Source organism: Paenibacillus sp. FSL H7-0737, assembly GCF_000758545.1.
Lineage (GTDB): Bacteria > Bacillota > Bacilli > Paenibacillales > Paenibacillaceae > Paenibacillus_AQ.
The window spans coordinates 6,222,470-6,248,613 of sequence record NZ_CP009279.1; the positions used below are offsets into that span (position 1 = coordinate 6,222,470).

The following is a 26,144-nucleotide window of genomic DNA, read 5'->3' on the forward strand; positions in this document are numbered from 1 at the left end:
ATATACATATAAAAAGCACCTAATGTGCCGCTTGCAGAAGCCATCCAGGAAGGAGATTATTCATGAAAAAAATCCATTTTACCCTCATAATAGTCATTGCACTCATTCTTATCGGCTCACTAATCTATGGGGGACTTCAACTATATGGCCATAAAAACACGCTTCCAAAAGGAACAACCCTTGCCGGATGGGAGGTGGGCGGGCTGAATATCTCAGAGGTACGTTCCGAACTGGAGAAAAAGCTACAGGCCCTTGAATCTATCCCCCTTGTGTTGCAGGTCGAAGGGAATTCTGAGCTTACCCTCAAGCTTAAACAAGCTGGAATGGCCTATGAAGCCGCTGCTTTTGAGCAAGGTCTACAAGATCTTACGGAGGGGCGGCTATGGGATCGTGTAAAAGCCCGCTACAGCTTCCCCCAGAATTGGAGTCTTGAAGCCCATCTGGATATTGCTCAATTACAGACCATCCTAAGTCCCGCTTGGGAGAGAGAATCGTTCGGTGATCCAGTAGATGCTACGCGGCGAATTACCGGGGATGATCGTGTAGTGTATACGTCCGAGAAGACTTCCCTTGAGGTGGACTGGACAGGAATGGTTACCTCACTATGGGCCGCTGCCCCCACTCGTTTTAGTCGTCTACTCTCGCTGCAAGAGAAGGGGATCACTTTGGAAGTTCCATTAACCATATTACAACCGGACATCACTCTAAACGCTCTAAAGGAGCAAGGCATTGAGCGAAAAATCATGCAATTCAGCACCTCTCTCGGAGCAAGTGGACCTGGACGAATCTACAACGTCGAATCAGCAGCCAAAGCTGTGAACGGAACCGTGCTCCCACCTGGAGCCGTTTTTGACTATGGCAAAGCTATTGAAAAAGCAAAAATAGATTACGGCTTCCGCGAAGCGCCAGTCATTGTGAACGGTAAGCTACAAGCCGGCGTCGGCGGCGGAATCTGCCAAGTTTCCAGTACGCTGTACAATGCCGCTTTGCGCACCGGACTGGAGATTGTGGAGCGCCGCAATCACTCCTTGCCGGTCAACTATCTACCCAAAGGCCAGGATGCCACCTTTGCTGAAGGCTATATCAACTTCCGTTTTCGCAATACGACTGGCAAATATCTAGTCATTAAAGCGGCTGTGCAAGGTCGATCACTAACGATCAAGCTCTTCGGTACTTTTCCGAAAAATGTTACATATAAGGTCCATTCACAAATCGTAGAGGTGTTGCCTCCAGTCGACAAGTACGTAAACGACCCTTCCCTCCCCCGTGGAGGCTCACGCGTTATACAAAATGGGAAGACCGGATATGTTGTTGAAACTTACAGCACCCGGTTTGTTGACGGTAAATCCACTGAGGTAAAGAAATTATCCCGTGACGTGTATTACGCACAAAAACGATTAATCGCCATCAATCGTGGAGGCGTAAGCAAATCTGTTATTCCAGAAGCACCTAGAAAGCAGTTGGTAGAGGATGGCGTTCGAAGTGAATAGCCTACAAAAAAAACGGTCAGACCTCGTGAGGTTCTGACCGTTTTTACTTGTGCATCTATTTTACCTGTAGATGACCTTACTCGCCTTTAAAATTTACGATTCGGGGGTACATTAGAAATAGACCTATAATCAGAAAGGATGAATACCATGTCAACAGCTCTTGTAAATGATCTCTCTAATATTGTCCGCAGTGCACCTGCTATTTTTGCCTCACGTACTTGCAGAGAAGCCCTTCGCGTAATGTTCCAGCATCCAGAATCTAAATGTATCGTCGTCTGTAACGCCACGAATGAACCGCTTGGATTGTTAATGAGCGAACGATTCTTTTTAAAAGCCACCGGAAGATCAGGGGTAGATCTGTTCTACAGAGAACCTGCCATGAAGCTTATGAACAAAACTCCACTTATCTATGATATCTCCACTCCACTTGAAGCTGTATTAGCTAATGCTATGAGCCGCCCAGATCCTATGAAGAATGATTGTGTCATTATTACCCGTAAAGGCAAATTCGCAGGTGTTGTTTATATCTCTGACCTGAAGCGCAGTTAATTCATAGCCCCTGTCATCATCTTTCCTCTAATACCTTCCTCTTTCCTCAGAAAAGAATATCCGGTGAAGTGTCGATTCTCCAGTATCCCTCCACTTTCTTCAGCTTCACATACACCGACTCACTGGTTTGCTGCGCATCTGGATAAGGAACGGTCAGTTCGAATTCAGCGGTTGTCGCAGTTTTAGAGAGCATGCGGGCGGTGGCTTTTTCATACATTAATAAATTGCCCACATCTGCATTAACCTGCGACATTCTTCCGTTATACTCCAAAAATTGAGTCTGCACATAATATGCCGCTGCATTGTGAGTGTAGGCTTTTTTTATGTAATTCATCAGCTTCGTCTTTGTGCCAATGTCACTGGAAAGATAACGGTACTCCTGCGCTTTATAGGTGAAGGTTTCTATCGGGAAGATGTTTCCGCCTCGATTACTATAGAAATAAAGAGCTCTTGCATGGACTACGAGCGGTATGATGCTCTTCACCGTCAAATTATTGATGGTAGCAGGGCCCTCTTTCCCAGGCGCAGACACAGCCACCTTCTTGACTGCCGTACTTCCTGCTGACGGTGAAGCTGCCATAGCTCCCCCACTTGCTGAGATCAGGCCTATGGAAAGGGCCAACGAACCAATCATCCACTTTTTGTTCATTCGGAATTCCTCCTTTTTTATCTGAAAAATACAGGCGATAGCCACTGTTCCAGCTTATGCACCCCGCAAGCTAAAATACCCAATAAACAGAGGAATGAAAACGCATTTATATTTTATAGTAACGAAAAAATCCACCCTCCTGATTTACAGGAAAAGTGGAGTCGTGAAATAGTGTTATTACAACGGTTAGAGATCTAATTCGAAGAAGGAGTAACAACCTCATAATAAGCTGTGAAAGCTACGTTAGCTGTCAAGATACTTTCTGGAGTGTTCGCAGAACGCTCTTCATAGGACTGTTGGAAATTAAACGAGTCAATATTCACGATACGCGGCAGCTTCTGCAACTCCTCCATCCATTGTCGTATCCCCGTATACGTACCTTCTATGACTGCGGTCATTTTGATCTGTTTGACGGTAGGGAACAATACTTCTGCTGACCCTGTCATTTGCTGAATAGAATTAGCCTCATCCAAAATGAAGCTGACATCCTTTAAGCGTGCCTGTGAGGACATCCCAACCGCTCGTAAATCATCAATCAAGCCTTCGCTGTCATCGCCTTTCGGGAGTGCTGCCAGAAGCTCCTGTTGTTCCGAATCTAAAGAAGTAGCGCTGCTTTTTAGTTCATTAATTTTAGTTTGGAGAATCTCTGCTTCTTTTTGTAGCTGGCTGATCTCGGCGTTCTGTGCGGATATTTCTTTATTTGTTGGTTGAACACCCAGCATATAAAAGGCAAACAGCATCAAGAACAAAATCAATACACCCAGTACGATTGGAGAGCGATACTTATTGAACTGTTCCATCGCTGTTCACCTCCTCTTGGCTTGCATCCGTTCCATTTGTCTGTTGATTATTTGCTAATAAGTTTACTTTATAAATGGCTGTATACATATTTAAGGAAGTGGCTGCATTCGTTGGCCCCGCACTCTGATCCACAGTCCCTTCGGTCAGCTTCGAAATAGAAGCATCCACCGTGAAGGACATCTGACGCAGCTGTCTTAAATAGTTAGAGGCATCTACCATAGTAGGTACATTTACAGTCAGGTCAATTGATGTCCGGTAGGTGTAGTTAATGTCACGGATAAAAGCACCCTGCGGCAGCCCTGCGACTACTTCATCTAGAATAGGAACAGCAATTACCTTATTGTTCTGAATCTCTGCGATTGCCGTCTTCCGATCTAACTGCCCAGGTCCACTGTTTTTAAGCTTCCCAAGCTCTACCTGTAGCATCAAACTGCGATCCTGCAAGCCTTGCAGCTCCTCTTTACCATTAGAGATTTGACCCTTATTAGCCGAAAAATAAATCCCCGTCCCAATCGTTCCCACCAGCCAGATTGCCACAAGACTCATGGTCACATAGGGGAATAATAACGTCTCCCGATCTTCTCTTGGCAGTAGGTCAATCGTGTCCACGCTGATGATGCTTTTTAGAGCCGTCCCGGCCGCTACTCGGTAATCATTTAGCTCGAGATCAGACACAGCATCTTTACCCATCTGATCTAGGCTTTTCGGTGTAATCTCGAGTTCTGCCAGCGACTGCTGAAGCTCTAGGTCTAGCTGTTTGCGAATGGATGGGACACCTGTTATAACTAAGTTTTTGATACGAGTTGAGCCATCGTGCAGGCTATATTGGTAGAAGCTGAGCATCCGCGAGATTTCCGCAGTGATCTCCACCATTTGTTCCGGTGATAATTGCTCTTCCACAGCAACTGCTGTTTCTGCCAAAACTTCACTGTCTGCCATAAATTCCAATGCCGCAACATTTCGACCTTTATGCAGATCAAGCAAGTTAATCGTACGAATGAACACCGGATTCCCGTTTCTGAACATATAAACGTCCATGACGGATGGCTCTAGATTAATCAACATCGTTTCCGCAAAGCTTTCCCCATGTGCAGTTGCTATACTTCGCGCCAAGGCGGTTGCCGAAATTTCAACACTGCTTATTCGCAGACCCGCACGCTCCAAAATCTCTACATAATCCTGTATCGATTTCCGCGGAGCGGCAAAAACGAGTAAATGGCTGTGCTCCTCATCTACCTCGAGCGTCACATAGTCATAAACAGGATTTTCAAATGGCAAATGCAGCCCCGTCTCCACTTCGAGCTTTACGAGCTGTTCAACCTGCTTATCGTTGGTACTTGGGATACTCATTTTGCGGATAATGATCTGCGAAGGTGGAATCGACAAGGAAACCTTGCTGCCCCTTAACCCTTCCTTCCTCACCCACTGCCTGACCCGGTCATAAAGCGCCTCGCTATCCGCCACCTGATTCTCTATGATCATGCCTGGAAGGAGCGGGAGATACCGTTTTTTGCGGACTTCCCATGACTGTTTATTCTTAAAACTAATATAACGAATACCGGTAGCTTCAATTGAAAGCCCGGCCACTTTAGGGCCTAATCCAAGCATATGTCAATGTCCTCCTATCCGATGAGCGAGAGATACGCGCCAATGATGTGTGAGCCATATCCGTAACTAATTAAAGCACCTATTGCTAACCACGGACCAAAGGGAACCGGTTGTTTGCGTTTGATGATTCCGAGCAGCATTAGCAGTCCTCCGACCACACTTCCAAGCAGACAAGCCATTAGAAAAGCCAAAATCACATTAGGAAATCCGATGACCAAGCCCAGCAGCGCAAATAACTTCACATCTCCAGCTCCCATTCCACCTAACAGAACAAAGGGCATAAGAACCCCTCCCCCAAGTAAAGCTCCCAGCAAGTGATGCCATAACGGCCCCTCTGGAAAGAGCAATACAAGAATGAGCAGTATCGGCAAAAAGAATAGCAATACCTTGTTCGGAATCAGCATGTACTTCAAATCCGCAACCGTCACAATAACCGCTAAACTCACAAACACGAACCCGAGGATTCCCTTCCCCGTCAGACCAAATTGTAAGTACACCCATAGAAAAAGCAAACCAGTTGCCGCTTCTCCGAGCGGATATAAAGGCGAAACTTTTGTGCCGCAGTAACGACACTTGCCTCCTGACAGCAGGTAGCTTATCACCGGAAACAAATCCCGCGCCTTTAGCCGCGTATTGCAGTTCGGGCAATGTGACGGTGGATTAAGCAACGATTCCTTAGCTGGCACCCGCAGTGCCACTACGTTATAGAAGGAGCCTAGAATCAGGCCCAGTAATGTGATGTAACTTGCGATGAATATCGTCATGGATGTCCTCTGTTGGCTTTCTGGATTTTAAAAAAGGAATCGGGAAGTCCGATTCCTTTTTGGGTTTTTGTATTGAATACCCATGGTTCTCAATCTTAGTTTGCTGGTGATGGAGTAGGCTCCGCACTAAGCACCTTTTCAGCGGAATAAACACCACTAGCATTTCCCTCAGGGGCAGGATCTATAGTTACTTTTTCAAGAGCTCCCTCAGCATCATACTTAATTATGGTTGTACTTTCAGTAATCGATTTCTTGGAACTAGGTAACACAAGTGTCTTATCAATGTATTTTTTCAACTTAAGTTCTGCAAGTGTTACTGATGCATTTTTAAATTCTCCATTTTTTTCACCCATAATGTACATCCGGGAAGCATCATAAAGTTGTCGAGCAGTTGCTAAATCTGCATCCGTTTTTGATTTATTAATAATTCCACCAATCATCGGTATCGCAATAACCGCAATAATCCCCAAAATAACGATAACCGCCAATAACTCGATTAGCGTAAACCCCTTTTGATTTTCCTCTTTGCTCAATCTTCTCTTAATGGCTTGTGCTAACATTTTATTTCCCCCTCTAAGTGGTGTGTGATTGTACAGCCTATATCTTTTATTTCCGTGAATCCCGCTACAATGCTCGTCCTTCCTTGTCTAGCGCTAGCAAAGGATCTGCAACCCTGCCCCGCCTCCCCGGCGTCACCCCTCTCAATATTTACAAGGAACCGCAAGGTTCACATATTGCCGTACAGACTGAACATCGGCAACATAATAGCGGCCACAATCACACCTACAACACCTGCTAGAAAAGCAATCAGCAATGGTTCAAGCAGTGACTTCAGACGATCAACGGTATTCTCCACGTCCATCTCATAGAAGTCAGCAACCTTAGACAACATCGTGTCGAGCGCCCCCGTCTCTTCACCAATCGCAATCATCTGTGTAACTAGCGGCGGGAAGACCCAGGCTTTTTTCAAAGGTTCAGATAATGGGTTGCCTTGTCGCAACGAATCTCCTGCACTTCGAATGAATCCCCCAATGACCTTATTTCCTGCTACCTCTTCTACAATCACCAAAGATTGCAGGATCGGAACTGAGCTGGCATATAGAGATGAAAAAGTTCGCGTAAACTGAGCAATCGAGCCTTTTTGATTCAGCTTGCCAAACACCGGAATCTTCAGCTTGGCATAATCGAGTGCGTAGGCTCCCTTTTCCGTGCGTTTTGTAATCTGAAAAGCTATCACTAGGAGGAGAACTCCGAGTATCCAGAAATACCATTGACCTTGAATGCTTTTACTAAGCGCCAATACCATCTTTGTAATCGCCGGAAGCTCCGCATTCATCGATTCGAACATTGTTACAAACTGTGGAACTATCGCCCATAAGAGGTATATAACCGCTCCAATCGCCATAACTCCGACGGTAATCGGGTAAGTGAGCGCAGATTTGATTTTCTCCGTCGTGGAATGCTGCTTCTCAAAAAACATGGCCAGTCTGTCGAGCGTCCCCTCAATATCACCGGATTCCTCTCCGGCACGGATCATGCTGACGAATAGCTGTGGGAAGATTTTTCTATGATCCTGAACAGCTTGTGAGAACGAGATCCCGCGCATCAGGCTTGAATTCACTTCCACAAGTGCTTTTCGAAGCGGTTTGCTCTCAGTCTGCTCGGCCAAAATACGCGTTGCATCCACAATCGACACTCCAGCACGCATAAGCGTGGCAAACTGCCTGCAATAAATAATGAAATGAAGTGGCTTGACCGGATTACCGATATAAATATCCATTGATAGAATCGTTGTTTTGCGTTCGATCAGCGAGAATACCGTAAGGCCCCGCTTGCGTAGCTCCTCCATTGCCGTGGGCTTATCTGTTGCGGTTAGCTTGCCTTTAATGGATTTGCCTGCGGTTGTCTTCACTTGATATTCAAAAAGAGGCATCAGCTACTCACCCCCGCCATAAACGACTTAGCTGCTGCTGGTTCAATGAACCCCTGGGATAAATAGTCGCGGATACTCATGTCCAACGTATGCATGCCTTGCGAGCGTCCCGTTTGCATCACATTTTTAATTTGATGTGTCTTTTCGGTACGAATGAGGTTAGCTACGGCAGGTGTATTCACTAAGATCTCTGTTGCACATATCCGCCCACGTCCCCCTGCTCTTGCAAACAACCGCTGACTAACAACTGCCAGTAATACTGAGGCTAGCTGTGAACGGATCTGCCCCTGCTGATGACCCGGAAAAGCGTCAATAATTCGATCAATTGTCTGTGGTGCGTCTGTTGTATGTAAGGTTGCCATCACAAGATGACCTGTCTCCGCGGCAGTAACTGCTGCTGTAATGGTCTCCAGATCCCGCATCTCTCCAACGAGAATAACATCCGGATCCTGACGTAACGCGGCACGTAGTCCGCTCGCAAAGCTAGCTGTGTCGCTGCCCACTTCACGTTGATCCACCAGACAGGTTCCATGACTATGCAGAAATTCTATAGGATCTTCAAGTGTCACAATATGCTTGCTTTCGGTCTTGTTAATGTAATTCAGCATAGCTGCTAACGTAGAGGATTTACCGCTGCCCGTAGGCCCTGTAACTAGAATCAAACCTTGTGGTTTGAGTGACAAAGTAGACAAAATCGGAGGCATCGACAGCTGTTCTAGACTCGGAATCTCTGCAGGAATGGCCCGGGCAGCGATACTAGTCTCACCCCGCTGACGATAGACATTCACCCGAAATCTTACGCCGCCACCCAGCGGATAAGAGAAATCCACCTCACCTGCATTCCGAAACGCTACGTTTCGTTCACTGCCAAGCAGCGCTTCTGCCATTTCTGCAGCTTCATCAGCTGTTACTGGTGCACCCTCAAGTGGGTGAAGCGTTCCATCCATACGTATCACCGGAGGCGAGCCTACAGAGATATGTAAGTCGGAAGCTTTGGAGGAGTAAGCCGTCTGCAAAAGCTGTCTAATATCCCGCGTATACGTTGGCATCGGCTGCTCCCCCTAGATTAAAATGCAATACACCTAACAGACCCTAATGTGAGACCGTTTCGCGCATTACTTCTTGAAGCGTTGTAATCCCTTGACTAACTTTGAGTAAGCCATCATCCATCAGTTGAACAAGTCCACGCGCTTTACCTGCGACACGCATTTCCTCTACTGAAGCAGTGTTTGTAATAAGCTGCCGCAAGTGATCGTCAATGCTGAGTACCTCATGAATCGCTATTCGACCACGATAACCAGAACTGCTACAGCTACCGCAACCTCGACCACGATGTAGTTCATCCGCTGGCAACCCCAAGCTACGTAGCATAATCGCTTCCTGCTCAGACGGTATGTAGGTTTCTTTGCAATCAGTGCAGATTTTGCGAACGAGCCGCTGCGCTACCACACCAATTAGTGAGGAGGCAATTAAATAAGGCTCTACCCCCATATCTCGCAAGCGAGAGACGGAGCTAATCGCATCGTTTGTATGTAAAGTAGACAACACTAGATGACCCGTTAATGAGGCACGAACTGCAATTTCAGCAGTTTCCGCATCCCGTATCTCACCGACCATTACAATATTCGGATCTTGTCGGAGAATCGAACGTAATCCCGCCGCAAAGGTTAACCCGATAGCCGAGTTTACGTGCACCTGGTTTACACCCTCAAGCTGGTATTCCACTGGATCTTCAACCGTGATAATATTTGCACTTTCTACATTGAGTTGATTCAGCGCTGAATATAAAGTCGTTGTCTTTCCACTACCTGTAGGTCCAGTGATTAGCAGAATTCCATAAGGACGAGCAATCATTTCCTTAAAAGCTTCTGCATTCCCCTCACTGAATCCCAAAGCATCTACAGATTTGACACCTGTGCTTAAATCTAGCAACCGCAGTACAATCTTCTCTCCGTGCATCGTAGGTAATGAGGATACACGAATATCTACCATTTTGTAATCAAACTGCATTTTGATTCGCCCGTCTTGTGGCAAACGCCGTTCTGCGATGTTCAGTCGGGCCATTATTTTCAGACGAGCAGTAATAAAGCCCTGCATCTGCTTAGGAATAATCCGCTCCGTCCGTAAGGTTCCGTCAATCCGGTAGCGGATCGTTAGATTATTCTCACCTGGATCCATATGTATATCAGACGCCCGCAGAGCAACAGCCTGCTGAATCATCTGGTTGACCAAACGCACGATTGGAGAGTCCTCGTCTGTAATCTCCGTTTCTTCTATTTCTTCTTGTGTAGGGAGCTCTACTAGCATCTGATTCATAGAATCACGCATCCCATAATGACGCGCAATCGCCCGTTGTAGCTCATCTCTAGTGGAAATAGCAGGTTCGATTCGGAACCCTGTACTCATTCGTAAATCTTCTATCGCAAAATAATCCAGCGGATCGGCCATCGCAACCATCAGCTTACCTCCTTCTTTCAAGAAGGGAAGCACCTGATAACGCTTAGCCATACTTTCAGGAATAATCTGCGTAATCGCAGGATCAATCTGGTATTTAAATAAACTGACATGCGGAATGCCGAGCTGGAATTCAAGCACTTCAATCAACTGCTGCTCCGTGATATAGCCTTGAGAGATTAGCAGATCGCCAAGCTTACGCTTGCTTTTACGCTGTTCCGCAAGTGCTTCAAGCAGCTGTTCCTGCGAAATAATATTATTTTCTACCAGCAAATCCCCAAGTCTCTTTTTTGCGATGGCCATGTCCGTTCAGCTCCATATGCCGTTATTGGTTATACCTTTATACCTACTAGATAATGGATAATACTTGGAATAAACGGAGGATAAATTACCAGTTCCATTTCTGCAAAATAAGAAGATTATTTTTTCCATAATTAAGGATCTCATGAATTTGTCAAACTAGCGTATTTTTCAATAGACTTGGGACTTTAGTAATAAATTTATAGGTATATTTCAATAGATTTATGTTGTCTATCAATGCTGAATGTCCTAGAATGTATATAACATAGATTGGATAATTTTACAACGAATTCAGCTGAAAAAGCTGTCGGAAACTAGCATACACAACATACAATTCGACCATATCTACCAATAGTTAACAATCAGGGAGAGATGAACATGAAATTTGCCAGTAACAAACGGATCTATCTTTTTACAGTAACGATCTTACTTCTCCTTCTGCTTGTTCTGCCACTCAAAAATCACTTCACGAATGTCGAAGCCAGTTCAAATGACTATCAGATTCGTATGCTTGAGGTTACGGAGAATGGAGTTAGTGAGCTTGCGTCTCTAAAAACCGGAATATCTGGCCTTATCATTGATACGATGAGTATGAAGCGCTTTGTGGCGCTGCGGGATGATCTGGATGGAAGATACGATGCGATTTATATCGGGAAGGGGACTTACAGTACGAGTGGGGTCTCCGGAAAAGATCATAATACCAAAGCAGTTATGAATGACATAACTAATTTAAAAGCGAAAGAAATCACCAATTATTTTATTAATAAAGGACTTTACGTATTAATCAACAAAGAGCCGTTTGATAAGCAAACAACTAATCAGCGTGGAATATTGTACAACACCTTTAATACCTACCGGACATTAACACCAAAATCAAATGTTAAGTTCGTCGATAACAATGAGTTAAATACATGGATCGAAAATTTGAAGAAAGATCCTTCCGCTCAGAAGGATCTTTTAAAGCAACGTCCTCGTATTCAAATTACTAATAAAGCTAACATTATTGATTACAGCCAGAACCAGGAGCATGTTTATAAACCTGGAAATACTCTTAGTTTTAAATTCAATGTATCAAATGTAAACAGTCTTAACGAACGCCCTATCCTAGCAAAATTGTACATGAGTGTAGATAAGTCGATTAAAATGACCGAAAATGATGTCGTGGCTGTACAGACTTTGAATCAAGATCCTAATGGCGAAATCGTATACAAACTTCCTAATACATACTCTGGTCTTTTGTACTGGAAGTTAGAAATTGTAGACCACTTAAATCCGAACAAATTAAAAGACTTTGACAGTGGCACGATTCAATTCCTTGGCAAGAAAACAATCGTTAATATTCTTCAGGTATTGCCTACTATTCCTAATAGTGAAAGAAGTAGCAGTCTTCTCAGACCTGAAAATATGACGCAAAGTTTCCTAAGTAATAGCAGTTACGAATTAAAGATTACTACTAAGACCATTTCTGAATTTAATACCGATATTGCGACTCAGTATACCAAAGATAATAAATATGGACTTAACGGCGTATACGATATGCTCATATTCGGATTTCGTGATATTTATAATGACAAAGCTGTATTAAGTGAACTTGCTACCCAGGCTGTTATTGATTTTACAGAGGTTACTAAACAGAGCGTCATGTTCACACATGATACGGTATATCAGAATAATAGCAATTGGGTCAAGAATTTTAAGAAAATTACGGGTCAAATCGAACCGGAAACAAACTTAGGTCTAAACGCTCCTAATCCATCAACTACAGTCAAACCAATTAATGATGGCTTACTAACGCAATACCCTTTTTACTTGAGTACTATTAATGCAAACAATGAGCAGACAAACATTATTACACCACAGATAGCAACAACACATAATCAATACTTTACTTTAAATCTAGAGGATCCTTCAGTCATCCCTTGGTATAACATTATAGGAAGTTCACGGGATGTTGATGATAGCTGGAACCACTACTACACCTACTCTAAAGGAAATGTAACATACTCTGGTACTGGTCACGTATTTGGAACATCCAGCGTTCAGTTCCCGGTATGGGAGCAAAAGCTCTTCGTCAACACAATGTACCGAGCTTATATTGGTGCTAATCATGCGCCAGAAATCACGGTATCTACGCCACAGCAAGATGAAATAAAACCGTCTTATCAGAATGAGCTCTTAATAGATTATGTAGTCGAAGATCCCGATTTAAAAGATCGCGATTTATTTACAACTATTCGTTTTAAGTCCGGGAATACCTATTTACCTAATACAGGGATGGCTGAGAAGGCTATTCTTTCGGGAGAGACCATTCATCAGGTATTCCCAAACCCTCTCCCTAGAGGTGGTAAACTAACAATAGAAATTACAGCGCGTGATAAACAAGGCGCTTATGCAGCTCCAAAAATCATTGATATTACTATTTTAGAAGCTAAATCGAATCTTGAATTATCACGGGAGTTGTCAACCAATGTTAGCACTAACGGCGAAGTAGCAAAAAATGAACCTTTTACTATTACTTATATCATCCAAGCCAAACCTGTTCCATTTGAGGAAGTAAGTACAACCAATCAATCATCTGAACATCAAGTAATTTCAAACATTGTATTCCGTGACATTCTTCCAGCGAACATTAAGCTTGAAGCATCAGGCTTACCTGATGGGATGACCAACCCTTCTGGTAGTGTTGGAACAGGACTAGCATTAGAGAAGTCACTTAATAATATTACTTATACATTAAAGAACGTGAATGGGATTAAGACTTTCCTGCCTGATTCCAATGAGCCCATCAAATTTTCAATTAATGTATCAGCAAATGTAGCCGCAACTTATAAATTCGATAACGCCTTAGTTGATTTCGTAGATATTCATGCTGTTCCTTCTGCATCTCCTACTCCAACGGCAACAGCAGTTGTTACGGCTAGTCCAACACCTAGTACTACTAATTTCAACCCATCCGTTTCTACAACCGGCTCCGGGCTTGGAATTGCTGGTGATTACAATGCTTTTATATTTGGAAAAGCCACAGTGACTGCTTCTTTGAAAGGTAATTTGGCAGCTGGGGGTGATGTAACTACTAGTGGAGTGGACATTAACATGTCTAATGGCAACAAAGTACCTTATGCTATCGTTACTGGTGGAAACCTGAATTTCACCAATGGTACTGTGTATGGAAATATCATTCACCAAGGAGAATTCAACAGAGTTGATAGTGGTAGCATTATCTCAGGAACATACACGAAGGTTAATGATACACTAATCGATTTTTCAGCAGCTAAGAAATATTACGAGAATCTATCTAATCAATTAGCGGCAGTTCCGCAAAATGGAACAACAGAGCTGAAAGATGGTGGTTTATATGTGACAGGAAACCGTGCTGTTAACATATTTAACTTTACCGCAAACTATTTTAATCAAACAGGATGGACTAATGTTACTGCTCTTTCAGGTTCTACTATGATCTATACCATTACCGGATCAACTGTTAATGTCCATAAAGCCTTTGCTCTGCCTCAAGATACGACAGGAAACAACATCCTTTATAACTTTCCAGATGCAACAACGGTCAATATCTCAGGAGTTGAAATTAGAGGTTCGATCCTAGCTCCCAAAGCAGCATTAAGTATTAGCAACGGGAATGTTTATGGAAATGTAATCGCTGCTTCCCTGAATACTGCATCATGCTTAATTGATATTCTGCCATACAGAGGACCCGTTCCTGTACCAACACCAACTTCGACACCATCGCCGACACCGACATCAATACCATCGCCAACAGTAACGCCGTCGCCGACTTCTAATCCGCCGGTGCGAACGACCATTAAATTCCCTGAGATGACGATTACCGCTATCGACAGAATAACTACTTTAGAGTTAAGTGGAGCACAACTTTTATTAGGAGATAGCCAAATGCTTCATCTGATTATTAAGCCGTCGGAGAAATTTAATCAACTGATCTGGACATCAAGCAACGATAATATTGTTAGTGTTAGTCCATTAGGCGTCGTGTTTGGTAATAAGGTTGGCTCTGCTGAAATTACAGTAGCCTCTAACGATGGAAGTAATCTTATTAGTAAGGCTACTGTTACTGTCTTGGATCCCCAATTAAATATTGAAGGACCTAACCGCGCTCTTGTAAATGAGAAAATAGATTTCACGGCTGACTATAAAAACACAAATGAATCGGGAGTTCAATATTCATGGAGCATCGTGGATGCAAATGGTTTACCAACAAATAATGTTACTCTTGATACTCTTGATAGCACGCCTAAAACTACCAGTTTCACAGCTAACAAATCAGGAGAGTACAGGTTAACTGTTACTGTAACCTCTAATTTAAATTCAATAGGAATTCGAAAAACGATACCAATAACCGTTGGTCTTGATTCTTTGACAATTACCGGACCAAAAAAAGTGCCATATGAAGGAACCACTGACTTAAGTGTTAGTACCATTCCTGACAGCGCAAGTAATGAACAGTTTGAATGGAGTTTGGTCAACGACAGTGATCTTAAATATGCTGGATTCGTCACGGTAGATAATCCTATTCCAGTTTCCAAAATAATAACTTACGACAAGAGGGTTAGTGTAAAGGGGCTAGAATCGAAAAATGATATACAGATTCAAGTTAAAGCCGTTGGAATCACCAGTAATATCCACAACATAATTGTGCCTAAACCAGGGTTGGTATTCTATCCCGATTCAGGAATAATCATGGAAGGTGAATCCCTAAATTTATTAACACTCTTAAATACACGGGATCCTTTTGGGGCTCTACCTACTAGCCTTATAAACAAAATGCACTGGGAGATTGTTAGCAACAAATCGGGTGAAGACGCTTCTAAACCAGCTATTCTACAAGTACAAAACGGACTCTATCGTGGAATCAGTAAAGGCCAAGCAACGATTAGAGCCTATTATTTCACTTTAAGTAATGAGATGATTGAAGCATTCTACACAATATATATTATTGGATCACAAGATACTATTGAGAATCGCTACTAAAGCACCTCGAATTCTGTTAAATAATGAGAAAACAGCCGATCAGATACTGATCGGCTGCTTTCTAATCTGCGCCCATTACTTACCTGGAGTCAGCAATTCGATGGGACCTACATGAACGTTTATTTGATTCACACGTGGCAGTCCCACATTTTGGTCTTCAAATACTTGTTCATTATAATTAACAATAAAACGAGGGGGCTCAACCTCCGTCTGGATATCAAAATTAAAGTTTGCAGATCCTGTCTCCTTCTTGACTTTGCCAACAACCGCATTGATAATCAAATCTCCTTTAGCAAAAAAGCCGCCATCGAGTGAAAATATAGAGCCCACGCCGTACAACTCTGCCGTACTATCCGTATAAAAAAAGGCTCTTAATCTTGTAGCCTCATTTTTAAACTCTTCAACCCGATTGATAAGTATAGCTCCCTTTGAGATCAATACAAGTTCTTTACTTCCGCTACCTGCGATCGGTATTCCTGATATCGTAGCATCCACAATATCAGTTTTTCCAAGCACAAACATAGTAGAATCAAATTCAGCTTTTCCTCTGATATATAAATTCCCTGTCACCAAAATGTTGCTTTGGACAATGGCCGTTGAATAACTATCTATTGTTAAATCACCGTTTACAATGAGCCAATGAGCCCCAGTGCTTAGATTAAGCTTAGAAGTATCCCTTATCTGATTTAACATAACTCCATCCAACTTTAGATTGCCTATAAAGATCGTGCTTCTCTCCAATCGCTCAAGGTTTTGCTTCAGTGATAGCTTTGCTTCTTCGAAAAGTCTATGTTTCTCCTGCTCCTTCTCTTCATCTGTATTACCAGTTGCAATGTCCTCAAAATCTTCTAACATAGGCATCCATAAGGTGGAAATGTCCCCGGGTTGCTGAAGCGAGGTAATTAATCTTGTTCCTCTAGCAGTGGGGACTTCACCACTATTAGATCCAGCCGCTCCATAATATCTATCGCTGAATACCTTCTTATTTCCAGCCGACCCTGAAGCTTCAGCAACTTTATCCAAAAAGGAATCTTCCACATTCACTTGGACAAACGTCGTTTTCTTTTTGATCTTTGCCTTTTCAACGATCGTCTTCACCCTATTATCTAGTGAAGAATAGTCGGCATCATCAATTGTCGGTACCTTTTCAAATATATCCCCTGTTCTGGAATAAAGCAGATCGTTCATTGATTGAATATGAGCCTCTCCATCGATTAAAGGAAATAGACTGCGTTTTTCCAAATCTGCGTTATGTTTATACTTAGCCACCTGGCTAACTTTTAATTGATTTCCAGCATAAATATTCCCCTGAATATAAGGAGCGCCATTCAAATAGATCGTTCCCTCAGAACCCAATGAATAATTCAAAAAATCTGGGAATGTCGTAATGACAACCTTTTGTTGCAACGTTCTTAACACGCCGTTCACTGTTGCATTGGCTTTAATCGCAACTACATGCTTACTACTTGTAGAACTGCCATCGAGAGTAATTCCCGTGATTTCATTGCTAGCTCCCTGTAAACTTGTATCGGTAACAAAAGCTCCTTTATTAGAATTGAGCCCCCTTAAAAACATCTCAATTTCTTGATCAAACTGTGCCTGAGTAGTATTACTACTAACTTGTATTTTCTTATTTAAATTTGCTGTAATATAAGCAATCGCCTCATCAATCGATTTCTGTGCTAAATGAAGGCTTTGTACATCATTCTCACGAGTCTCTGCACGCCTAGCCCCTCCAATCGTAGCACTAAGCACTGTAACTCCCAAAATAGTGAGCAATAGGACGATAAACATTACAAGTACCAAAGCCGACCCTCTTTCTGATCGGAGGCTTGCTCGCCTCAACATCTCTGTTCTCCTCCTAAAATCCAAATTGGCTTTCCAATTCCATTTTATCTGCATCATTTCCCTTATACTTTAATACCAGCTTAATCTGGATCAGACCGGAGTTGCAAAGCGAGGCTACATTACATGATCTACCATCTGATGTGGAAGCGGTTATGATAGAACCAGCCATTTTCGATTGTACCGCAAGAGGAGAACCAGACTCAGCCCCGCTTTCTTTGCCATTTATAACGACTTCATTTCCTGATACCCGAATTACACGCGGAGAACTCCCGTCTTTTATTAATTCAATTCCTCCAGAAATGTTTTGTAGCCGTTCAGGACTATATGTATAGAGTTCAGTAATAATAGAGGACATGATCAGATCCGCCTCGTCGCGTAAAGCATTCTGAATTGAGATTTTATGATAGCTTCGAAAGCCGTACATAGTAACTCCAGATATTAGGCCGACTATCATTGCAAATACAGTGAGTGCCGCAATTAATTCCACCAAGGTAAAACCTTGTTCCGACCTAAGTCTTTTAGCGGATTTTTTCATCAGTTATGTATCCCTCCAACATTACGTTATAAGCGGGCTGTTCATTATTTTCTACTCGTCTTACCTCAACTTTAACGGGTATTAAATAATCCTTTACAGCTGATTTATCAATTGGAGTAGTGAACGGATTATCGACTAATTCCGGTTGATAGATAATATTGATCTTATAACGGATATCGTTAACTGTTGGATTCAATACATTCGCCAAGGCTGTCATGTTTGAGAATAAATTACTATAGCTACAGTTGACTAGGGTACACTCTTCAGCTTCTATCGCATCGTTCCCCTTCGTTATGAAATAATCCTTCATCTCCTTAAAATCCTGTTTCTCCACATAAAACAGCGCGTTCCGCGCCAGATTGACCATAATCGTCTTGTTTTGGTTCGATTTAGAGTAACTCATGGCGTTTGTAAAGTAAGACGTAAGTACCAGTGAAACTATCGATAAGATCACAATAGCGGCCAGCACTTCGATCAATGTAAATCCTTTTTCCTGCTTTAGGCCTGATTTCATCCTACTTTCTTCCTCCCGCCTACGAGAATGCTTTCATATTTGCACGTTTTTTCCTTAATTTTCTACTTCCATTATATTCTTTCATATCCAGCTACAGCAATCCTCAAAACCCTTATAATTCAGATATTTCTACAATATCTCTCACTTTTGCTCTGTGCTATTATTTGGAGAGAGAGGGGATGGATGAAATGGCTTTAATAGAGTGCAAATTTTATTCGGAAGTACTAGGATTGAATACCTCAATGACTGTAATTTTGCCGCAAAAAACAACCACACAAATCGGGATGAGCAACGTAACTAGAGGCGAACTTCACCCTACGCTGTATTTGCTGCACGGTTTGTCAGACGATGATTCGATCTGGCTTCGCCGGACTTCTATAGAACGATATGTAGCAGAGATGGGAATAGCTGTAGTTATGCCGAATGTACATCGCAGTTTCTACACGGATATGGCGGTTGGAGGCCGTTATTGGACCTTTATTAGTGAAGAGTTGCCAATGCTTGCGCGCTCGTTTTTCCCATTGTCAGATAAACGTGAGGAGAACTTTGTAGCTGGACTATCGATGGGTGGTTACGGGGCGATCAAGCTGGGACTGCGTAAACCGGAGTCTTTTGCAGCGGCAGCGAGTCTGTCAGGAGCACTCGATATGGCGCATAATTTCATGAACGCGGAAGATCCTACCGTCAAAAGCAAAGAATACGAAATGATCTTCGGAACAGAAGATATCGCCGGAACGCCCGAAGACCTTCTATGGCTGCTTGAGGAAGTGAACCGCTCCACAGGACCGAAACCAGCGCTGTATCAATGCTGTGGCACAGGAGATTTCCTGTACACAGATAACTTGAAATTCCGCGATGCATGCCGAGCAACCTCCCTTGATTTCACCTACGATGAAGGTCCTGGCAACCATGAATGGGGCTACTGGGATGCCAAAATCCGCGATATATTGGCTTGGCTACCGTTGAGTAATAACTAGCTTCTTCTAATAGACAACAAAAAGGTGCAGCCATAAGCTACACCTTTAATATCTGTTCTACTCAGATTACCCTCTTAGGAGGGTTCTTTTAAAATATAAGGATAGAGTATAAGTTTCACACTACTGTATCCTTATATTTCTCGCTCAATTGCTTACCGTCCTTATAAGGACGCCGAAGGCAATTATGCTTGTTTGGTGATTTTTTTAAATAATCCAGTCTGTTCTGTGATCCCTTTTTCAGCAGCAAATCTTTCAATACTGGATGCACCAAAGAATCCGTCTATACCTTCTGTCCGTTCAATTACATACGCCGCATCCTCTGGCTCAGCAATCGGTCCACCGTGGCAAATAACCATAATATCTGGATTTACCGCTTTCCCTGCTTTAATAATCGCTTCAATTCTTTCTACACAATCATCTAAAGTAAGAGCGGTCTTAGCTCCAATTGTACCTTTGGTAGTCAAGCCCATATGCGCCACCAGAATATCTGCGCCTGCTTCTGCCATAGCTTTAGCTTGTTCAGGATCAAATACGTAAGGAGTGGTGAGCATATCCAATTCATGCGCTGCTCTAATCATATCTACTTCTAAACCATACCCCATCCCAGTCTCTTCAAGGTTCTGTCTGAATACGCCATCAATCAAACCAACGGTTGGGAAGTTTTGCACGCCACTGAAACCTTGTTCCTTAAGTTGTTTTAAATAAACCTCCATCACTCTAAAAGGATCCGTTCCACATACGCCTGCTAATACGGGAGTATTTTTCACAACTGGCAATACCTCAGAACCCATTTCGACTACGATTTGGTTGGCATCCCCATAAGATAATAACCCTGCCAGTGATCCACGACCTGCCATTCTGTATCTTCCTGAATTATAAACAATCAGCATATCTGCTCCGCCAGCTTCACTGCTTTTTGCAGTAATTCCTGTGCCGGCTCCCACGCCTAAAAGAATCTTTCCATTTGCCACTTCTTCTCTAAACTTCGCCATGATTTCAGTTCTTGTATTTTTGTTCATGTGTAACGCCTCCATTTAAATATTTATTTATCTTATAAAAGCCTTATTTGCTCATGAGATCTATTAGCTTCTGAGCTGCTGCTTCTGCAAACTCTAAATCATTAATGGCACAATCCATCTCGATAACCTCGACAACATTTCTGTTCACACCATTTCTTAAGGTATCAAATAACATTTGATCTTCCTCTACCCCGTAAAAAGCTTCCCCTGCAACATCAATCCCGGATATCCCTTTAAGCGGCAGCATTAACACTGTTTTCTCTTTGGCCATATTTAATTTCTCGACAAGCTTTTTGCCGATGGCTTCATTCTCTTCTACTGTTGTTCTCATCAAAGTAACTGTAGGGTTATGCTTATAGAACTTATGTCCAGCAAATTTCTCAGGTACCGTATCATAAGGGCCAAAGTTGCACATATCAAGCGCGCCTACCGATACAACCTGTGGAATATGATGTTTTCCAGCAGCTTCTAACCGATGAGGTCCGGCATTTAGCACACCGCCAATAATTTCGTCCGCCCATTCTGTTGTGGTCAGATCCAATACACCTTCAATAAAACCAGCCTCGATTAGCGCTTCCATGGACTGGCCACCTACACCTGTTGCATGGAATACAAGCACTTCATATCCTCTAGCTTCAAGATAGTTACGAGCTGCCGTTACACAGGGGGTTGTTACCCCAAACATTGTTGTAGCTACTAATGGTTTTTTCTCTATCACTTGTTTATTCTCAAATTTAAGCATACCGGCGATGGCGAAGGCCGCATTGGTAAAAATCTTTGTTGAAATGGAGTTGAGTCCAGCAACATCCACTACGGATGGCATCATGACAATATCACTAGTGCCTACATATGGAGCAGTATTCCCTGAAGCTACGGTCGAAACCATCACTTTTGGTACACCAATAGGCAATGCCCGCATACCAGGGGTTACAAGTGAAGTCCCTCCAGTGCCCCCAAAGGAGATAATTCCATCAAATTTGCCTTGCTTATATAATTCAGGTACTAATTTTTCCATACCTTTGGCTAATAATTCTGTTGCTAGTGCCCTATCTTTCTTGGCAACGAGCTCATCTATACTTACACCCGCGGCTGCTGCTACTTCTCGGTTAGAGATATCCGGTGTAAAGGTGGGTTCAAACACACCCGTATGAATCGTGAACGTACCCAGTTCCAAGCTTTCCAGCAAACTTTTAATGTAGAGATATTCTTCACCCTTGGTGTCAAAAGTTCCGGCAATGGCAATCGTCTTCATTTCTTCAACCTCCTCTTCAAATATCTGCAACAAAAAAAAGCATGATCAACTTATGAGTTAATCATACTTCTTTGGTTTATGAATGAAAACGCTTTTATGTCTTATGTTTTTGTGTTTATGTTAGATTTATATTGTTTTGGAGAGAACCCTTTATACTTCTTAAACATTTTGCTAAACTGCGCATAGTCTTGGTACCCAACTAATGGTGCTAGCTCAGATAACTGGATAGGGTCTCTATGTAATATTTCCGCTGCCTTATCCATCCGAAATTGTACGAGATACGTTTGAAAGCTGCAGCCTACTTTTTTGGTAAACAAGCTACTTAAGTAACTTCGGGATACATGCGCCACCTTAGCTAAATCTGCAAACAAGATCTCATTCCTATAATTTTGGGCTACGTATTCTTTTACAAATTCAACATAATCATAGTGCTTTGTGATGCCATCTAACATTTTGACCATAAAATCATCTTCATCCAGCGTCCCCGACACTTTAAAAGCTTTGGTTATATTTGTAATGGACTTCTCCGAGGGAATTCTTTCAAAAGCAGAGCCCCCAATATACCCCATCAAGTTTTGATTATTACTGTACATATACTGCACATCAATCGGCGTTTTCACGGGACCACCATAAACCAATTTAATTAAATCTGGCTTTAGCGCATTGCATGTATCAAAAATCTTGTCCGCCTTAGCCTTGGCAGCTTCCAGAGAGAATACCTTCTTGGCTCCTAATAATCCCCCTTCGGTTAAGCCTAAATGTGCACAAATAATATCTGCTCCTGCCTCGATCATCTGAGCGGCTTGAATTTCGTCAAATACAAAGGCTATGGTGAACAAATCTTTTTCGTGAGCTATTCTTATAGCTTCTACTTCGAGTAGATAACCATTTCCCTCTTCTTCGAGCGCTTCTCCAAATTGACCATCTATTAAGCCAACCGTGGGGTAGTTATTAATTCCGGAAAATCCCTTATTCTTTATTTCACCGATATAGGTCTCCATGTCTTTTGTCGGATCGGTTGCATTGAGGCCAAAAATAATAGGAATATCTCTTACCAAAGGGATGATTTCCCTAGACGCAAAGTCCATCACCATATCATTGCTATTACAAAACGGCAAAATCCCAGCAAGAGAGCTCCTCCCCATCTGCCGGAATTTACCCGAGTTTAACATCAGAAGGAAGTCTGCTCCACCCTGCTTCGCATACTTTGCCGTTATTCCCGCACCTGTGGCTACTCCAATAATATGATTCCCCAGTTCTAATTGCGATCTAAGCTCGTCTAGGATTTGCTCTCTACTCATACTTACGCACCCTCCTATCCCTAATCTAAGGATAACCGTAAAGAACACTGTGAATCCAGTCGTGTTGTAATTAGAGCCCCTTTAGATAAAAAAAATCTCGCCTGCGACCTATTAAAGTCTGAGGCGAGATTTGGTATTGATACGTTTTACAATATAGCGTCACCGTGTTTTACAACCCATTCATTAGCTTCGTGCAGTGCCTGCTCCGCGCGTTCGATTGCAGCCTTCACCTGAACCGTGGCTGTGCCGCCATAAACGTTACGGGCGTTAACTACAGCTTCCGGTTGAAGAACAGCATAGATATTCTCGTCGAACAGCGGTGAGAATTGCATGAACTCTTCCAACGTCAGATCCAGCAGGAACTTGCCTTCGTTAATGCAGTAGAGCACGGTTTTTCCGATTACTTCATGTGCTTGGCGGAAAGGAAGACCTTTACCTACCAAAAAGTCGGCGATATCCGTTGCATTCGAGAAGTCCGTGTTCACGGCTTCACGCATCCGTCCCTTGTTCACCTTCATGGTGGAGATCATCGGCGCGAACAATTGCAGTGCACCAGTCAGTGTAGTAACGGTATCGAACATGCCTTCTTTGTCTTCCTGCATATCCTTGTTGTACGCGAGTGGCAGTGATTTCAGTACGGTCAGCAAGCCAATCAGGTTGCCGTATACGCGACCAGTTTTACCCCGTACCAGTTCTGGTACGTCCGGGTTCTTCTTCTGTGGCATAATGCTGCTGCCTGTGCAGAAAGCATCATCCAGTTCCACGAAACTAAACTCTGTACTACTCCACAGTACCAATTCCTCACTGAGTCTGGATAGATGTGTCATAACAAGCGCTGCATTCGCCAAGAACTCCACGATGAAATCACGGTCGCTGACAGCATCCAGACTGTTCTCGTAAACACTGTCAAAGCCCAATTGCTCCGCCACAAAATGGCGGTCGATCGGGAAGGTCGTTCCCGCAAGCGCTCCTGCTCCGAGTGGCAGAACGTTGATCCGTTTGTAGCTGTCCGTCAAACGCTCCGCATCGCGGCGGAACATTGATACGTAAGCCAACAAGTGATGAGCAAACAGGATCGGCTGTGCCCGTTGCAAATGCGTATACCCAGGGATGATCGTCTCCACATTATCTTTGGCTTGTTCAATCAAAGCTTCCTGTAATTCATGCAGCAAGCTAACTAGCTCAACTACACGGCCCCGTAGGTAAAGGTGCATATCGGTTGCCACCTGATCGTTACGGCTGCGTCCTGTGTGCAGTTTACCCCCAACCGGACCGATTTCCTCGATCAGATGTTTTTCAATATTCATATGGATGTCTTCATCCGCTACGGAGAAAACAACCTCTCCAGCGTTAACCTTGTCCAATACTTTGTTCAGACCTTGCTTAATGGTCTCCACATCTTCTTGTGGAAGGATTCCACATTTGCCCAGCATTGCTACATGTGCCAGACTGCCTTGTACATCTTCTTTGGCCAAAGCCTTATCAAATCCAATGGAAGCCGTATATTCCTCCACCAGCTTGTTTGTTCCTTTAGTAAACCGTCCACCCCAAAGCTTGCTCACCTGTAGTTTCCTCCTCTTGGACGCCAGAGGGCCGCTCCTATCCTGACGGGAGGAACGGCCTTCGGGTTGCCCGTTTAAGTTTATGTTATCGTTCTATTTCGAAGCTCCATTTACACCAGTAGAAACTTTAAGGCGCAATGCGTTCAAGTGGATAAAACCAGTTGCATCCCCTTGATCATAAGCTTGTGTAGGATCAGCTTCCATCGTTGCAATTTCAGGGTTGTACAGGCTGACTGGGCTCTTCACTCCAGCGCCGATGATGTTGCCTTTGTACAGTTTAAGACGAACAGTACCCGTTACATTTTGTTGGCTCTGTGTTACAAGAGCTTGCAGTGCGATACGCTCTGGAGCGAACCAGAAACCGTTATACACCAAAGTGCTGTAACGAGTGATCAGGCTGTCACGCAGGTTCATCACTTCACGGTCCATCGTGATGGACTCCATTTTGCGATGAGCGACAAATAGGATTGTTCCACCTGGAGTCTCATACACACCACGGCTCTTCATGCCGACAAAACGGTTCTCAACCATATCCACACGTCCGATACCGTGTTTACCGCCTAGCTCATTAAGTTTCTCCATCACTTGAAGTGGGTTTAAGGACTCACCATTCAGCGCTACGCAGTCTCCCTTAACGAAATCGAGTTCCAAATATTCCGCTTCATCCGGAGCATCCTCAGGAGCATTGCTCAGTAGGAACATTCCCTTGTTCTCAGGTGCACTTGGATCAAACCAAGGATCTTCCAATACGCCGCTCTCATAGCTGATGTGCAGCAGGTTACGGTCCATCGAATACGGCTTCGCCGCAGATGCTTGTACCGGAATATCATTAGCTTCCGCATAAGCGATCATTTCCGCACGACCCGGGAATTGATTGCGGAACTCTTCCAGACGCCAAGGTGCGATTACTTTAATGTTTGGTGCTAGAGCAGCTACGCCAAGCTCGAAACGCACTTGGTCGTTACCTTTACCTGTCGCGCCGTGCGCGATAGCCGTTGCGCCTTCAGCGATGGCGATATCCACCATACGCTTAGCGATCAGTGGACGAGCAATACTAGTTCCGAGCAAGTATTGGCCTTCGTAAAGCGCGCCGGATTGGAACATAGGGTAGATGAAGTCGCTAGCGAACTCATCGCGCAGATCGTCGATGTATACTTTCGATGCGCCGGTTGCTAGTGCTTTTTCCTCCAAACCGTCGAGCTCTTCTTTTTGGCCGATATCGGCTGTGAAGGCGATGATCTCAGCATCATAAGTTTCTTTAAGCCATTTCAAAATAACGGATGTATCTAGTCCGCCGGAATAGGCGAGTACAATTTTTTCTTTAGCCATGGTGTGGCAACTTCCTTTCGTGTGGGCTATATAAATTAAAATAACCGTGCTCTCGCTAGCACTTTAACGATTAATCGCAACTACGCTGAATGTTTGGACTTCTGGTCGCTGTTATCATCAGATTTCTTTTATTTCAAACCGCATTATGCGGATGAAATCTGATGATAAAGGCGAACGCTACGCTCCTACAGTTCCAAAAATTCCGCTCCATTACTCCATCGTCCAAAACCTAACTTCGCTCAACATTAATTCAATTTA

Annotated in this window: 20 protein-coding genes; 4 read left to right on the forward strand and 16 right to left on the reverse strand. The window is 43.5% G+C overall.

Annotated elements, in window-relative coordinates:
• Positions 1 to 62 precede the first annotated feature (62 nt).
• The gene (locus H70737_RS27235) at positions 63 to 1,490 is read left to right on the forward strand and encodes a VanW family protein (RefSeq protein WP_042192321.1); all 1,428 of its coding nucleotides are present in this window, start codon (positions 63 to 65) and stop codon (positions 1,488 to 1,490) included.
• 147 nt (positions 1,491 to 1,637) lie between these two features.
• Entirely contained in the window at positions 1,638 to 2,039 is a 402-nt protein-coding gene (locus H70737_RS27240; RefSeq protein WP_042192323.1) for a CBS domain-containing protein, read from the forward strand.
• Between the two features lie 46 nt (positions 2,040 to 2,085).
• On the opposite strand, the gene H70737_RS27245 is transcribed toward H70737_RS27240, so the two are convergent.
• From H70737_RS27245 to H70737_RS27280, 8 genes are all read right to left on the reverse strand, one after another.
• A complete protein-coding gene (locus H70737_RS27245) occupies positions 2,086 to 2,688 on the reverse strand; it encodes a DL-endopeptidase inhibitor IseA family protein (RefSeq protein ID WP_052404441.1) in 603 nt (200 codons plus the stop codon).
• A gap of 194 nt (positions 2,689 to 2,882) precedes the next feature.
• Complete coding sequence (locus tag H70737_RS27250) at positions 2,883 to 3,488, reverse strand: type IV pilus inner membrane component PilO (RefSeq protein ID WP_042192325.1); 606 nt, start codon at positions 3,486 to 3,488, stop codon at positions 2,883 to 2,885.
• A complete protein-coding gene (gene pilM / locus H70737_RS27255) occupies positions 3,472 to 5,097 on the reverse strand; it encodes a pilus assembly protein PilM (RefSeq protein WP_042192327.1) in 1,626 nt (541 codons plus the stop codon). The genes H70737_RS27250 and pilM overlap by 17 nt, the downstream gene beginning before the upstream one ends.
• Positions 5,098 to 5,111: 14 nt before the next feature.
• Complete coding sequence (locus H70737_RS27260; protein ID WP_042192329.1) at positions 5,112 to 5,861, reverse strand: prepilin peptidase; 750 nt, start codon at positions 5,859 to 5,861, stop codon at positions 5,112 to 5,114.
• A 95-nt stretch (positions 5,862 to 5,956) separates the two neighbouring features.
• Positions 5,957 to 6,421, reverse strand: coding sequence for a type II secretion system protein (locus H70737_RS31545; protein WP_042192331.1), 465 nt, complete (start codon positions 6,419 to 6,421; stop codon positions 5,957 to 5,959).
• Between the two features lie 167 nt (positions 6,422 to 6,588).
• A complete protein-coding gene (locus tag H70737_RS27270; protein WP_042192333.1) occupies positions 6,589 to 7,794 on the reverse strand; it encodes a type II secretion system F family protein in 1,206 nt (401 codons plus the stop codon).
• Positions 7,794 to 8,843 (reverse strand): type IV pilus twitching motility protein PilT, encoded by a 1,050-nt coding sequence (locus tag H70737_RS27275; protein ID WP_042192335.1) that lies wholly within the window; start codon positions 8,841 to 8,843, stop codon positions 7,794 to 7,796. The genes H70737_RS27270 and H70737_RS27275 overlap by 1 nt, the downstream gene beginning before the upstream one ends.
• Positions 8,844 to 8,886: 43 nt before the next feature.
• Positions 8,887 to 10,551, reverse strand: a complete 1,665-nt coding sequence (locus H70737_RS27280) for a GspE/PulE family protein (RefSeq protein ID WP_042192337.1) — start codon at positions 10,549 to 10,551, stop codon at positions 8,887 to 8,889.
• A 375-nt stretch (positions 10,552 to 10,926) separates the two neighbouring features.
• Here H70737_RS27280 and H70737_RS30040 point away from each other — a divergent pair, with 375 nt between their 5' ends.
• Positions 10,927 to 15,549 carry a collagen-binding domain-containing protein gene (locus H70737_RS30040; RefSeq protein ID WP_052404442.1) on the forward strand — a complete coding sequence of 1,541 codons (4,623 nt, stop codon included), beginning with the start codon at positions 10,927 to 10,929 and terminating at the stop codon, positions 15,547 to 15,549.
• Between the two features lie 75 nt (positions 15,550 to 15,624).
• Here H70737_RS30040 and H70737_RS27290 read toward each other — a convergent pair whose 3' ends face one another.
• Genes H70737_RS27290 through H70737_RS27300 form a run of 3 tightly spaced genes read right to left on the reverse strand, consistent with a single transcriptional unit; the run spans position 15,625 to position 18,446 of the window.
• Complete coding sequence (locus tag H70737_RS27290; protein ID WP_042192340.1) at positions 15,625 to 17,397, reverse strand: hypothetical protein; 1,773 nt, start codon at positions 17,395 to 17,397, stop codon at positions 15,625 to 15,627.
• A gap of 13 nt (positions 17,398 to 17,410) precedes the next feature.
• Entirely contained in the window at positions 17,411 to 17,932 is a 522-nt protein-coding gene (locus tag H70737_RS30045) for a PulJ/GspJ family protein (protein WP_052404443.1), read from the reverse strand.
• A complete protein-coding gene (locus H70737_RS27300) occupies positions 17,916 to 18,446 on the reverse strand; it encodes a type IV pilus modification PilV family protein (protein WP_042192342.1) in 531 nt (176 codons plus the stop codon). The genes H70737_RS30045 and H70737_RS27300 overlap by 17 nt, the downstream gene beginning before the upstream one ends.
• 188 nt (positions 18,447 to 18,634) lie before the next feature.
• Here H70737_RS27300 and H70737_RS27305 point away from each other — a divergent pair, with 188 nt between their 5' ends.
• Positions 18,635 to 19,423: an alpha/beta hydrolase gene (locus tag H70737_RS27305; protein ID WP_042194616.1), complete on the forward strand. Its 789-nt coding sequence runs from the start codon at positions 18,635 to 18,637 to the stop codon at positions 19,421 to 19,423.
• Positions 19,424 to 19,605: 182 nt separating this feature from the next.
• Here the strand turns inward: H70737_RS27305 and H70737_RS27310 are convergent, their stop codons facing one another.
• The 5 genes from H70737_RS27310 to H70737_RS27330 all read right to left on the reverse strand — a co-directional run bounded on the left by H70737_RS27310 (position 19,606) and on the right by H70737_RS27330 (position 25,886).
• Complete coding sequence (locus tag H70737_RS27310) at positions 19,606 to 20,442, reverse strand: phosphoenolpyruvate hydrolase family protein (RefSeq protein WP_042192344.1); 837 nt, start codon at positions 20,440 to 20,442, stop codon at positions 19,606 to 19,608.
• Positions 20,443 to 20,485: 43 nt separating this feature from the next.
• Positions 20,486 to 21,694, reverse strand: a complete 1,209-nt coding sequence (locus H70737_RS27315) for a Tm-1-like ATP-binding domain-containing protein (protein WP_042192346.1) — start codon at positions 21,692 to 21,694, stop codon at positions 20,486 to 20,488.
• Positions 21,695 to 21,795: 101 nt separating this feature from the next.
• Positions 21,796 to 22,995: a phosphoenolpyruvate hydrolase family protein gene (locus H70737_RS27320; protein ID WP_042192349.1), complete on the reverse strand. Its 1,200-nt coding sequence runs from the start codon at positions 22,993 to 22,995 to the stop codon at positions 21,796 to 21,798.
• A gap of 146 nt (positions 22,996 to 23,141) precedes the next feature.
• Entirely contained in the window at positions 23,142 to 24,557 is a 1,416-nt protein-coding gene (argH, locus tag H70737_RS27325) for an argininosuccinate lyase (RefSeq protein ID WP_042192351.1), read from the reverse strand.
• Between the two features lie 93 nt (positions 24,558 to 24,650).
• Positions 24,651 to 25,886 (reverse strand): argininosuccinate synthase, encoded by a 1,236-nt coding sequence (locus tag H70737_RS27330; protein WP_042192353.1) that lies wholly within the window; start codon positions 25,884 to 25,886, stop codon positions 24,651 to 24,653.
• Between the last annotated feature and the right edge of the window lie 258 nt (positions 25,887 to 26,144).